The sequence below is a fragment of the Dryocola baronae genome (genome assembly GCF_051297175.1).
Lineage (GTDB): Bacteria > Pseudomonadota > Gammaproteobacteria > Enterobacterales > Enterobacteriaceae > Dryocola.
Genome location: NZ_JBINNY010000001.1, coordinates 962075 through 974375 on the forward strand (window position 1 = coordinate 962075; position 12301 = coordinate 974375).

Annotated in this window: 10 protein-coding genes; 6 read left to right on the forward strand and 4 right to left on the reverse strand. The window is 56.5% G+C overall.

What is annotated here, in order from left to right; all coding sequences use genetic code 11:
- Window positions 1-118 precede the first annotated feature (118 nt).
- Both aas and lplT read left to right on the forward strand, forming a co-directional pair.
- Window positions 119-2269 carry a bifunctional acyl-ACP--phospholipid O-acyltransferase/long-chain-fatty-acid--ACP ligase gene (gene aas / locus ACSPHG_RS04435; RefSeq protein WP_435952322.1) on the forward strand — a complete coding sequence of 717 codons (2151 nt, stop codon included), beginning with the start codon at window positions 119-121 and terminating at the stop codon, window positions 2267-2269.
- Window positions 2262-3458 (forward strand): lysophospholipid transporter LplT, encoded by a 1197-nt coding sequence (gene lplT / locus ACSPHG_RS04440; RefSeq protein ID WP_435952323.1) that lies wholly within the window; start codon window positions 2262-2264, stop codon window positions 3456-3458. Before aas ends, lplT begins: the two co-directional genes overlap by 8 nt.
- A gap of 389 nt (window positions 3459-3847) precedes the next feature.
- Here lplT and ACSPHG_RS04445 read toward each other — a convergent pair whose 3' ends face one another.
- The 4 genes from ACSPHG_RS04445 to mutH all read right to left on the reverse strand — a co-directional run bounded on the left by ACSPHG_RS04445 (window position 3848) and on the right by mutH (window position 6850).
- The gene (locus tag ACSPHG_RS04445) at window positions 3848-4888 is read right to left on the reverse strand and encodes an NADP(H)-dependent aldo-keto reductase (protein WP_435952324.1); all 1041 of its coding nucleotides are present in this window, start codon (window positions 4886-4888) and stop codon (window positions 3848-3850) included.
- A gap of 139 nt (window positions 4889-5027) precedes the next feature.
- Window positions 5028-5246: a YgdI/YgdR family lipoprotein gene (locus ACSPHG_RS04450; protein ID WP_435952325.1), complete on the reverse strand. Its 219-nt coding sequence runs from the start codon at window positions 5244-5246 to the stop codon at window positions 5028-5030.
- Window positions 5247-5378: 132 nt separating this feature from the next.
- Window positions 5379-6092 carry a TerC family protein gene (locus ACSPHG_RS04455; protein ID WP_435952326.1) on the reverse strand — a complete coding sequence of 238 codons (714 nt, stop codon included), beginning with the start codon at window positions 6090-6092 and terminating at the stop codon, window positions 5379-5381.
- Between the two features lie 71 nt (window positions 6093-6163).
- Window positions 6164-6850: a DNA mismatch repair endonuclease MutH gene (gene mutH, locus ACSPHG_RS04460; RefSeq protein WP_435952327.1), complete on the reverse strand. Its 687-nt coding sequence runs from the start codon at window positions 6848-6850 to the stop codon at window positions 6164-6166.
- Between the two features lie 685 nt (window positions 6851-7535).
- Between mutH and rppH the strand changes: the two genes are divergently transcribed.
- The 4 genes from rppH (at window position 7536) to thyA (ending at window position 12172) form a co-directional block, all read left to right on the forward strand.
- Window positions 7536-8066 (forward strand): RNA pyrophosphohydrolase, encoded by a 531-nt coding sequence (rppH, locus tag ACSPHG_RS04465; RefSeq protein WP_435952328.1) that lies wholly within the window; start codon window positions 7536-7538, stop codon window positions 8064-8066.
- 12 nt (window positions 8067-8078) lie between these two features.
- Window positions 8079-10325: a phosphoenolpyruvate--protein phosphotransferase gene (gene ptsP, locus ACSPHG_RS04470; protein WP_435952329.1), complete on the forward strand. Its 2247-nt coding sequence runs from the start codon at window positions 8079-8081 to the stop codon at window positions 10323-10325.
- 170 nt (window positions 10326-10495) lie between these two features.
- The gene (gene lgt, locus ACSPHG_RS04475; protein WP_435955939.1) at window positions 10496-11371 is read left to right on the forward strand and encodes a prolipoprotein diacylglyceryl transferase; all 876 of its coding nucleotides are present in this window, start codon (window positions 10496-10498) and stop codon (window positions 11369-11371) included.
- Between the two features lie 6 nt (window positions 11372-11377).
- On the forward strand, window positions 11378-12172 hold the full coding sequence (thyA, locus tag ACSPHG_RS04480; protein WP_435952330.1) for a thymidylate synthase: 795 nt from the start codon (window positions 11378-11380) through the stop codon (window positions 12170-12172).
- Window positions 12173-12301: the final 129 nt, after the last annotated feature.

A 12301-nucleotide genomic window follows, 5' to 3' on the forward strand; every position in this document is an offset into this window, starting at 1 on the left:
AGGTTTTTTTTTGCCTTTTTTCAGCTCCACTCTCACTCTCGCGCCAGCAGGGCGACTCGTGTAATCTGCTCCGACTACACTTAAGCGTTTGTGCCGATTAACGACAAAGGGAGTTGATATGCTGTTAGGTTTTTTCCGCGCGCTGTTTCGCATTCTTTTTAGAGTGCGCATTACGGGCGATACCAACGCGCTGAAGCTGTCGCGCGTGCTGATTGTGCCGAATCATGTCTCATTTATTGATGGCATTCTGCTGGCGCTGTTTTTGCCGGTGCGTCCGGTTTTTGCCGTCTATTCCTCTATTAGCCAGCAGTGGTACATGCGCTGGCTGAAGTCCCTGATTGATTTTGTGCCGCTCGACCCGACGAAGCCGATGTCGATTAAGCATCTGGTGCGTCTGGTGGAGCAGGGCCGCCCGGTGGTTATCTTCCCGGAAGGACGCATCTCGGTGACCGGCTCGCTGATGAAAATCTACGAGGGCGCGGGTTTTGTCGCGGCGAAAGCGAATGCGACGGTGATCCCGCTGCGCATCGACGGCGCGGAGCTGACCTTCTTTAGCCGCCTGAAAGGCCTGGTCAAACAGCGTCTGTTTCCACGCATCACCCTGCATATTCTGCCGCCAACGTCCGTGCCCATGCCGGAAGCACCGCGCGCGCGCGAACGCCGCAAGATGGCGGGCGAAATGCTGCATCAGATTATGATGGAAGCCCGCATGGCGGTGCGCCCGCGCGAAACGCTGTTTGATGCGCTGCTGGCGGCGCAGTACCGCTACGGCGATCGCAAAAACTGCATCGAAGACATCAATTTCAAGCCCGATACCTATCGTAAGCTGCTGACAAAAACGCTGTTTGTGGGGCGTATTCTCAATAAATACAGCGAACAGGGTGAAACCATCGGCCTGATGCTGCCTAACGCGGCGATCAGCGCGGCGGTTATTTTCGGCGCGTCTTCTCGCGGGCGCATTCCGGCGATGATGAACTACACGGCGGGCGTGAAAGGCCTGACCAGCGCGATAACCGCCGCACGGATCAAAACCATTTTCACCTCCCGCCAGTTCCTCGATAAAGGCAAGCTCTGGCACCTGCCGGAACAGCTGACGCAGGTACGCTGGGTCTTCCTGGAAGACCTGAAGGCGGACGTGACGCTCGCCGATAAGCTGTGGATCTTCGGCCACCTGTTCGTGCCGCATCTGGCGCAGGTGAAGCAGAAGCCGGAAGACGCGGCGATGGTGCTGTTTACCTCCGGTTCGGAGGGCAATCCGAAAGGCGTGGTGCACAGCCACAAAAGCCTGCTGGCGAACGTCGAGCAGATTCGCACCATCGCGGATTTCACCGCCAACGACAGGTTTATGTCGGCGCTGCCGCTGTTCCACTCCTTCGGCCTGACCGTCGGCCTGTTTACGCCGCTGCTGACCGGCGCGGAAGTGTTCCTTTATCCAAGTCCGCTGCATTACCGCGTGGTGCCGGAGCTGGTTTATGACCGCAACTGCACCGTGCTGTTCGGCACCTCAACCTTCCTCGGCAACTACGCGCGCTTCGCCAATCCTTACGACTTCTACCGCCTGCGCTACGTGGTTGCCGGTGCCGAGAAGCTTCAGGAAAGCACTAAGCAGCTGTGGCAGGACAAGTTCGGCCTGCGCATTCTGGAAGGCTATGGCGTTACCGAGTGTGCGCCGGTGGTGTCGATTAACGTGCCGATGGCCGCCAAACCGGGCACCGTTGGGCGCATTCTGCCCGCGATGGACGCGCGCCTGATGGCCGTGCCGGGCATCGAAGACGGCGGCCGCCTGCAGCTTAAAGGGCCGAACATCATGAACGGTTATCTGCGCGTCGAAAACCCCGGCGTGCTGGAAGCGCCGGAGGCGGAAAACGCGCTGGGCGAAATCGAAAAAGGCTGGTACGACACCGGCGATATCGTGAAGTTTGACGAGCAGGGCTTCTGCATTATTCAGGGCCGCGCCAAGCGCTTCGCCAAGATTGCCGGTGAGATGGTGTCGCTGGAGATGGTTGAGCAGGTTGCGCTGGGCGTTTCCCCGGACAAAATGCACGCCACGGTTATCAAGAGCGACGCTGCAAAAGGCGAAGCGCTGGTGATGTACACCACCGACGCCGATCTGACCCGCGAAAAACTGCTGCAGTATGCCCGCCAGCACGGCGTGCCGGAGCTGGCCGTTCCGCGCGATATCCGCTTTATGAAGCAGCTGCCTCTGCTGGGCAGCGGCAAGCCGGACTTCGTTACCCTGAAGGCGCAAATGGAGTCTGAAAATGCGTGATAGCGCGTTACACGATACCCCTCTCTGGTCAAAAGGAATGAAGGCCGTTACGGCGGCCCAGTTCCTGTCGGCCTTCGGCGATAACGCCCTGCTGTTCGCGACGCTTGCGGTGCTCAAGCAGCAGTTTTATCCCGACTGGAGTCAGCCGGTGCTGCAAATGGTGTTTGTGGCGGCCTACATCCTTTTCGCGCCGTTCGTCGGCCAGATTGCGGACAGCTTCGCAAAAGGGCGGGTGATGATGTTCGCCAACGGGCTTAAGCTCGCGGGCGCGGCGGTGATTTGCTTTGGCTTTAATCCGTTTGTCGGCTACACGCTGGTGGGCGTTGGCGCGGCAGCCTATTCGCCCGCGAAGTATGGCATTCTCGGCGAGCTGACAACCGGCGATCGCCTGGTTAAAGCCAACGGGATTATGGAGTCCTCGACCATCGCGGCCATTTTGCTGGGGTCGATGGCGGGCGGCGTGCTGGCCGATTGGCACGTTCTCGCCGCGCTAAGCGTTTGCGTGCTGGTGTACGCGGGGGCGGTCGTCGCGAACGTCTTTATTCCTAAGCTTGCTCCGGCCCGCCCGGGGCAGTCGTGGCGCTTTACGCCGATGACGCGCAGCTTTTTCACCGCCTGCCGCTCGCTGTGGAGCAACGGCGAGACGCGTTTTTCCCTCGTCGGCACCAGCCTGTTCTGGGGCGCGGGCGTGACGCTGCGCTTCCTGCTGGTGCTGTGGGTGCCGGTTGCGCTGGGGATTACGGATAACGCGACCCCAACCTATCTGAACGCGATGGTGGCGGTCGGTATCGTCGTGGGTGCCGGGGCTGCGGCGAAGCTGGTGACGCTTGAAACCGTGGCGCGCTGTATGCCAGCCGGGATTTTGATAGGCGTTGGCGTGCTGTTCTTCTCGCTGCAGCACGCGCTGCTGCCGGCTTACGGCCTGCTGCTGCTGATAGGCGTGCTCGGTGGGTTCTTCGTCGTGCCGCTTAACGCGCTGCTACAGGAAAGAGGTAAACGCACGGTCGGCGCGGGGAACGCGATAGCGGTGCAGAATCTGGGCGAGAACACGGCGATGCTGCTGATGCTCGGCCTGTATTCGCTGGCGGTGAAAACCGGCGCGCCGATTGTCGGCATCGGCATTGGCTTTGGCGCGGTGTTTGCGCTGGCGATTAGCGCGCTGTGGATTTGGCAGATACGTCAGAAGTAGTTGTTTTGTGTCGGGTTTCGGGTGGCGGCTTGCGGCTTACCCGACCTACGGTTTCGTGGTAAATGTCGGATGGCGCTTTGCTTATCCGACCTACGGTTTCGTGGTTAATGTCGGATGGCGCTTTGCTTATCCGACCTACGTTTTCGTGGTTAATGTCGGATGGCGCTTTGCTTATCCGACCTACGGTTTCGTGGTTAATATCGGATGGCGCTTTGCTTATCCGACCTACGGTTTCGTGGTTAATATCGGATGGCGCATTTGCTTATCCGACCTACGGTTTCGTGGTAAATGTCGGATGGCGCTTTGCTTATCCGACATACGTTTTCGATCATTACGTTTAATCAATATGTAGGGCGGATAAGCGCTAGCGCCATCCGCCGCTATTCATTTTACGGTGCAGGGTAGGTATAAACGCGATGCACCGCTTCCAGCTCTTCGATCACCTCTTCGCTTAACTCCAGATGCAGGCTCTCAAGGTTGGTTTTTAGCTGCTCCAACGTGGTTGCACCCAGCAGCGTGCTGGCAACAAACGGTTGACGCCTGACAAAGGCCAGCGCCATCTGCGCCGGATCGAGATTATGGCGTTTTGCCACGTCGACATAGGCCGCAACCGCTTTCTCGGCCTGCTCGCCGCTGTAGCGCGTAAAGCGGCTAAACAGCGTATTGCGCGCGCCAGCGGGCTTCGCGCCGTTCAGGTATTTCCCGGTTAGCGTCCCGAAGGCCAGGCAGGAATAGGCCAGCAGCTCAACGCCTTCGCGCTGGGTTATCTCGGCAAGGCCCACTTCAAAGCTGCGGTTTACCAGGCTGTACGGGTTCTGAATGGTGACGATGCGCGGCAGGTCGTGCTTTTCCGCCAGCTGTAGATAGCGCATCACGCCCCACGGCGTTTCGTTCGAGACGCCGATATAGCGAATCTTCCCGGCGCGCTGGAATTCTGCCAGCGCCTCCAGCGTTTCCAGCAGCGTGACGGGAACCGCGTTATCCGTCCAGGTGTAGCCCAGCTTGCCGAAGCAGTTGGTGGCGCGCTGCGGCCAGTGAACCTGATAGAGATCGAGGTAGTCGGTCTGTAGGCGCTTAAGGCTTGCGTCCAGCGCGTCGCGAATATTTCTGCGGTCGAGAATCTGGTTTGGGCGGATGCCCGCGTCGTTATTGCGGCTTGGGCCGCTGACCTTTGAGGCGACGATAAGCTTGTCGCGATTGCCGCTTTTCTTCAGCCAGTTGCCCACGTAGGTTTCTGTTAACCCTTGGGTTTCCGGGCGCGGCGGGACGGGGTACATCTCCGCGACGTCAATCAGGTTCACGCCTTGGCTTACGGCATAATCAAGCTGTTGGTGAGCGTCGGCTTCGCTGTTCTGTTCACCAAACGTCATGGTGCCAAGGCCCAGCGTGCTTATTTCAAGAGCGCTATGGGGGATACGGTGATAGTGCATAGCCGGCTTCCTTATTCTTCTGACCTCATCAGGCAGGCGCCTGACAAAAAAGGACTATTAACATGGCAGAGGGGAAGCAAAAGCGAAAGGGGGGAGAGAAGAAAAGTCGTCAGGCCAGCGAGGCGCTGACCTTCAGGATTTAACGCTCAATGATTTGTGAAACGTCGTCGCGGTTGATCTGCATTTCGTTGCCCTGCTGGTCACGGTAGCTCACCAGACCGGTTTCATCATCGACCTTCGGTTTGCCATCGGTCAGGATCATGCGGCCGTCTTTGGTTGCCATCACGTAGTCGCTGCTGCAGCCGGAAACGGCAAAAGCCAGACCCATAGCGGAAATTACAACTGCCCATTTTTTCATTGTTGTTCGCCTCGTCAGGAATGGAATAGAAAAACATACATAGTTTAGTAATAACTTTTTAAAGGCGGGAAGATAAGCGGCAAATTCTTAAAATAAATCAGGGGAAAGCGTGTTGGCCTTCCCCTGATTGGGTTAGAGCGGGTTCTTTTTGTTGCGGATAAGGTTGAGGCTTTCGACGGCGATAGAGAAGAACATCGCGAAGTAGATGTAGCCTTTCGGCACGTGAACATCGAAGCTTTCGAGAATCAGCGTGAAGCCCACCAGCAGCAGGAATGCCAGGGCGAGCATTTTCACCGACGGATGGCGGTCAACGAAATCGCCAATCGCGCGCGCGGCAAACATCATGACCCCGACTGCGATAATCACGGCGGCCATCATGATGAACAGGTGGTCAGACAGGCCGACCGCGGTAATCACCGAATCCAGGCTGAAAATAATATCCAGCAGCATGATCTGCACGATAGCGCCAAAGAAGGAGTGAACGTTGGTTTTAATGCCTTCTTCGCCGCCCTCGATGGATTCGTGAATCTCTTTGCTGGCCTTCCAGATAAGGAACAGACCACCGAAGAGCAGGATTAAATCCCGCGCGGAAATCTCATTACCCATGACCGTAAACAGCGGGGTAGTTAAGCGGATAACCCATGCAATAGAAGCAAGCAGCGCAAGCCGCATGAGCATTGCCGCGCCTAAACCCAGGCGACGCGCCTTCTGCTGCTGCTCTTTGGGGAGCTTCGCGACGACCAGCGAGAGGAAAATAATATTGTCGATACCCAATACGATTTCGAGGATGGTTAGCGTGCCTAACGCCATCCATGCATTGGGGTCAGAGATCCATGCAAACATCAAACAAGTCCTGCCAAAAAATGAAAACGCTAATTATAAGCGCCTGCTCGAAAGGGAGTACACGTTAATTGATGCTACAGGCCGAAATGTCGTGCAAGTAGGGCGGCGGTAAAGTTCTTTTTAAGATAGAAACCGCGTGGCAGCGTGAGGATCTTTGTGCCGTCCGCGCCGATGGCTTCGGTCAGCGCTTTGCTGTTCGCAGCCTTAGGGCGCAGCTGCAGCACTTCGCCATGACGGGCGGTAATGCGTTCAACCTGTCCCAGCACAATCAGATCCATCAGCTCCTCCCAGTCCAGCCTGAGCTGGCGATCCTCTTCTTCCGAAGGCTCCCATAATAGAGGCGCGCCCACGCGGCGTTCGGCCAACGGGATTTGCCGTTCGCCCTCAACCGGTATCCACAGAACGCGCTTTAGCTTATGGCGCACGTGGCTGGTTTCCCACACCACGCCGGTGTTGCCCGTAAGCGGCGCGACGCAGACAAAGGTGGTTTCCAGCGGGCGGCCGAGCCGGTCGATGGGGATCGTTTTTAACTCGATGCCTAACGCGGCGAAATCCTGCTCCGGTTTGCTCCCCGCGCTCGCCCCGAGCCAAAGCTCGAGCAAAATACCGATCCAGCCTTTATCGCGCTTAAGATCCGCCGGGATGGCAAGGCCCGCCAGCGCGGCGAGTTCCCCAAGCGTATAGCCCGCGAGGCTTTGTGCCTGAGCAAGCAGAATGCGTTCGTTTTCGGGTGGGTGAAGCAAAGGTTGTAATGATTGCATAACGCCTGGCTGCGAGTGGTTAAAAAATGACCGTGGTTTACCCACAATGGGGAAATAGTTTAACGTGCCGGGAGAGAGAATATCAATTTCATGATTTGTAATGACTTTTTTTCAAAAACTTCGCATATTGCGGTAAGCAAAAAAATCTTTTCCAATTCTGGTCACTGACAATGAACAGGATCTTACACCGGGTTATCCACAGAAAAATGGGATAACTGGCAAAAACCATGACTACTGGTTCCATTTACAGCCTTGACGGAGGGGCTAAAGACATTTTTTCGACGAATTGTGCCTAACTTGTTGGCACAATCTGTGGATAAAAACGTCATTGGTCGATCTTTCGTCAGTTGGCGATCCTTGAATGTGATGCCCATCACGTTATGAGAGTAATGAACAGCATTTATCTGTGTATTGAATTGAATTATAATAAGTTTTCATAAGTGTGGGATTGTTCTTATTTTGAGTTGTCAGAAGTTGTCCCGAGAGTATCGGCTAGTTTTTCACAGTGATATCCACAGAAAAAGTGAATAAAAACGCCTGGGCTTCGGCCCTTCTGTTTATAACTCGGGTTAAATTTGTGAGTTATTCAAATGTTATTAGTCACGGTAGACGATTAACAGTGGTTTACCGCCTGAGGCTTGTATGAAACAATCGCTGCAATCGAGATTTTATTTGAGGTAGTCCGGTGATCGATGATGATGGCTACCGCCCGAATGTTGGTATTGTAATCTGTAATCGGCAAGGGCAGGTGATGTGGGCCAGACGTTTTGGTCAGCACTCCTGGCAGTTTCCGCAGGGTGGCATCAATCCTGGCGAATCTCCTGAGCAGGCGATGTACCGTGAGCTTTTTGAGGAAGTGGGGTTACAGCGAAAAGATGTCCGTATCCTCGCCTCGACCCGCAACTGGTTACGTTACAAATTACCGAAACGTTTGGTGCGTTGGGACACAAAGCCGGTTTGTATCGGCCAGAAACAAAAATGGTTTCTTTTGCAGTTGATTGGCTCTGATAACGACATCAATATGCAAACCAGCAGCACCCCGGAGTTCGACGGCTGGCGTTGGGTGAGCTACTGGTATCCCGTGCGTCAGGTTGTCTCCTTCAAGCGCGATGTTTATCGTCGGGTGATGAAAGAGTTTGCCAGTGTCGTTATGCCGCTGCAGGAAGTTACGCCACCACGCAATAACGCGCCTGCATGGCGACGTAAAAGAGGTTAAGTCACGCCAAAAATGCTTACCCGTTTGCGAGAAATCGTTGAAAAGGTTGCCAGCGCCCCGCGCCTCAATGAGGCGCTGGACATCCTGGTGACCGACATCTGCCTTGCGATGGATACCGAGGTATGCTCGGTTTATCTCGCAGACAGTGACCGCCGCTGCTACTACCTGATGGCAACAAAGGGGCTGAAAAAGCCACGCGGACGCACCATCACCCTCGCATTTGATGAAGGCATTGTCGGGCTGGTAGGTCGCCTTGCCGAACCCATCAACCTTGCGGATGCCCAAAAACACCCCAGCTTTAAATACGTACCCGCCGTAAAAGAAGAGCGTTTCCGCGCTTTCCTTGGGGTGCCTATCATCCAGCGGCGTCAACTGCTGGGCGTGCTGGTGGTGCAGCAGCGCGAACATCGTCAGTACGATGAAAGCGAAGAGTCCTTCCTCGTTACTCTCGCCACGCAAATGGCGGGCATTCTTTCCCAGTCACAGCTTGCCGCTCTGTTTGGCCAGTATCGCCAGACGCGCATTCGTGCGCTCCCTGCGTCACCGGGCGTGGCCATAGCGGAAGGCTGGATGGACTCCACGCTGCCGCTGATGGAGCAGGTATCCGAAGCTTCAACGCTTGATACCTCGCGCGAACGCGAGCGGCTCACCGCCGCGCTTGAAGAGGCCGCCAACGAATTCCGCCGCTACAGCAAACGCTTCGCTGCGGGCGCGCAGAAAGAAACGGCCGCTATATTCGACCTCTACTCGCACCTGCTGACCGACGCGCGCCTGCGCCGTGAACTTTTCGGCGAAGTGGATAAAGGCTCGGTGGCGGAGTGGGCGGTTAAAAAAGTCGTCGAGAAATTTGCCGAACAGTTCGCAAGCCTCTCGGATAGCTATCTGAAAGAGCGTGCGGGCGACCTGAGAACGCTCGGACAGCGCCTGCTGTTCCATCTCGATGACACCATTCAAGGCCCAAATACCTGGCCTGAACGCTTTATCCTCGTTGCCGACGAGCTTTCGGCTGCAACCCTTGCAGAGCTGCCGCAAAACCGTCTGGCGGGCGTTGTGGTACGCGACGGTGCCGCCAACTCTCACGCCGCCATCATGGTGCGCGCGCTGGGTATTCCGACGGTCATGGGGGCGGATATCCAGCCTTCGGTTCTGCACCGCAGAACGCTTATCGTCGATGGCTATCGTGGCGAGCTGCTGGTCGATCCTGAACCGGTACTGCAGCAAGAATATCAGCGCCTGATCAGCGAGGAGAACGAGCTTAGCCGCCTCGCCGAAGACGATGTGGACATGCCTGCGGCGCTGAAAAGCGGCGAACGCGTGCAGGTCATGCTCAACGCGGGCTTAAGCCCTGAGCACGAAGAAAAGCTCGGCAGCCGCATCGACGGCATCGGCCTGTACCGCACCGAAATCCCGTTTATGCTGCAAAGCGGCTTCCCGTCGGAGGAAGAGCAGGTTGCCCAGTATCAGGGCATGCTGCAAATGTTCAACGAGAAGCCGGTTACGCTGCGCACCCTGGACGTGGGGGCGGATAAACAGCTGCCGTATATGCCGATCAGCGAAGAGAACCCGTGCCTTGGATGGCGCGGCATTCGCATCACGCTCGACCAGCCGGAAATTTTCCTCGTGCAGGTGCGCGCCATGCTGCGCGCTAACGCCGCCTCCGGCAACCTGAGCATCCTGCTGCCGATGATCACCAGCCTCGATGAAGTGGACGAAGCGCGCCGCCTGATCGACAGAGCCGGGCGTGAAGTTGAAGAGGTGCTGGGTTACGCGCTGCCGAAACCGCGCCTGGGCGTAATGGTCGAAGTCCCTTCCATGGTCTTTATGATGGGACATCTTGCCAGCCGCGTTGACTTTATTTCCGTCGGCACCAACGACTTAACGCAGTACCTGCTTGCCGTCGATCGCAATAACACCCGCGTCGCCAGCCTCTACGACAGCCTGCACCCGGCGATGCTGCGCGTGTTGAAGCACATCGCCTGCGAGGCAGAACGCCACGAAATCGACCTCTGCCTGTGCGGTGAGATGGCCGGTGACCCCATGTGCGTGGCGCTGCTGGTGGGAATGGGCTATCGGCATTTGTCGATGAACGGCCGCTCGGTTGCTCGCGTTAAATATCTGCTGCGCCATATCAGCCTTGAAGAAGCGCAGCAGCTTGCGGAACGCAGCGTTGAGGCGCAGCTGGCAACGGAAGTGCGCCATCAGGTCGCTTCGTTTATGGAGCGGCGCGGCATGGGCGGGCTTATTCGCGGCGGTCGCTAGGCCCGTCACGGCGCACCTGCTGCCGGTTATTACATATCTTTTACAACCTGGCGGACTTAATCACCGTGGCCTTTGTGCTATGATTCGGCGCTTTCGGAGCGCACCGCAGTAGGTGCGTACTTGCAACCTGCCGTGCTCAATCGGCGGGATAACAATGGCTTGTGATGACTATGAATAGTGGCTATCTGCGGTTCCCTGAATTTGACCCGGTAATTTTCTCCGTCGGGCCGGTATCCCTGCACTGGTACGGCATGATGTACCTCGTTGGGTTTGTATTTGCGATGTGGCTGGCCGGACGCCGCGCCAATAAACCGGGAAGCGGCTGGACCAAAAACGAAGTCGAAAACCTGCTGTATGCGGGCTTCCTTGGCGTGTTCCTCGGCGGGCGTCTCGGTTACGTCTTCTTCTACAATCTGCCAACCTTCCTGGCCGACCCGCTTTACCTGTTTAAAGTCTGGGACGGCGGCATGTCCTTCCACGGCGGGCTGATTGGCGTTATCTGCGTGATGATTTGGTTCGCCAAGCGCACTAAGCGTAACTTCTTCCAGGTTGCTGATTTTATTGCCCCACTGATTCCTTTCGGCCTGGCTGCCGGACGCCTCGGCAACTTCATCAACGGCGAACTGTGGGGTCGTGTCGATCCAAACTTCAAATGGGCCATGCTTTTCCCAGGATCGCGCAGCGAAGATATTGGCCTGCTGGCAACCCACCCGGAATGGCAGTCGCTGTTCAATACCTATGGGGTTCTGCCGCGCCATCCTTCGCAGCTTTACGAGATGGTGCTTGAAGGCATCGTACTGTTCATCATCCTGAACCTGTTTATCCGCAAACCACGCCCAATGGGCTCGGTGTCCGGCCTGTTCCTGATTGGCTATGGCGCGTTCCGCATCATCGTAGAATTCTTCCGCCAGCCGGATGCCCAGTTTACCGGCGAGTGGGTGCAGTACATCAGCATGGGGCAGATCCTCTCGATTCCGATGATAGTGGCCGGTGTTATTATGATGGTTTGGGCCTACCGCCGTCGTCCGCAGCAACAGCTTTCGTGAGGTAACATGCAACAGTATCTTGATTTGATGAAAAAAGTGCTTGAAGAAGGCACCCCGAAAAATGACCGTACCGGTACCGGCACGCTGTCGATTTTTGGGCATCAAATGCGTTTTAATCTTCAGGAAGGTTTCCCGCTCGTCACCACGAAACGCTGCCATTTACGCTCCATCATTCATGAACTGCTGTGGTTCCTGAAAGGCGACACCAACATCGCCTACCTGCGTGAAAACAAGGTCACCATCTGGGATGAGTGGGCCGACGAAAACGGCGACCTGGGGCCGGTTTACGGCAAACAGTGGCGTTCGTGGGCCACGCCGGATGGCCGCCATATCGACCAGCTCTCCACGGTGCTCAACCAGCTGAAAAACGATCCGGACTCGCGCCGTATTATCGTTTCCGCCTGGAATGTGGGCGAACTGGACAAAATGGCGCTGGCGCCTTGCCACGCGTTCTTCCAGTTTTACGTCGCCGACGGCAAGCTCTCATGCCAGCTTTACCAGCGCTCGTGCGACATCTTCCTTGGCCTGCCGTTTAACATCGCCAGCTATGCGCTGCTGGTGCACATGATGGCGCAGCAGTGCGATCTCGAAGTGGGTGATTTTGTCTGGACGGGCGGCGACACTCACCTGTACAGCAACCATCTTGAGCAGACTAACCTGCAGCTAACGCGCGAACCGCGTCCGCTGCCGAAGCTGGTCATCAAGCGCAGGCCGGAATCCCTGTTCGACTATCGCTTTGAGGATTTCGACATCGAAGGCTACGATCCGCATCCGGCGATCAAAGCGCCTGTCGCTATTTAAGCGCCAAGACTGACACAACCGGTGCCTGAGTGCGCCGGTTTTTTTTGCCCGCAATTCAGACTTTCGAGCTCCCTTCCAGCGCCGCTGCAACCCAATGCAAACGCGAATATTTTCCTCGGCACATCTCGA

What these genes read in the sequence shown, in the direction of transcription:
- ptsP (WP_435952329.1), top strand. Translation starts at nt 8,079, where the DNA reads ATGCTTACCCGTTTGCGAGAAATCGTTGAAAAGGTTGCCAGCGCCCCG.
- ACSPHG_RS04445 (WP_435952324.1), bottom strand. Translation starts at nt 4,888, where the DNA reads ATGCACTATCACCGTATCCCCCATAGCGCTCTTGAAATAAGCACGCTG.
- thyA (WP_435952330.1), top strand. Translation starts at nt 11,378, where the DNA reads ATGCAACAGTATCTTGATTTGATGAAAAAAGTGCTTGAAGAAGGCACC.
- lgt (WP_435955939.1), top strand. Translation starts at nt 10,496, where the DNA reads ATGAATAGTGGCTATCTGCGGTTCCCTGAATTTGACCCGGTAATTTTC.
- aas (WP_435952322.1), top strand. Translation starts at nt 119, where the DNA reads ATGCTGTTAGGTTTTTTCCGCGCGCTGTTTCGCATTCTTTTTAGAGTG.
- ACSPHG_RS04450 (WP_435952325.1), bottom strand. Translation starts at nt 5,246, where the DNA reads ATGAAAAAATGGGCAGTTGTAATTTCCGCTATGGGTCTGGCTTTTGCC.
- lplT (WP_435952323.1), top strand. Translation starts at nt 2,262, where the DNA reads ATGCGTGATAGCGCGTTACACGATACCCCTCTCTGGTCAAAAGGAATG.
- mutH (WP_435952327.1), bottom strand. Translation starts at nt 6,850, where the DNA reads ATGCAATCATTACAACCTTTGCTTCACCCACCCGAAAACGAACGCATT.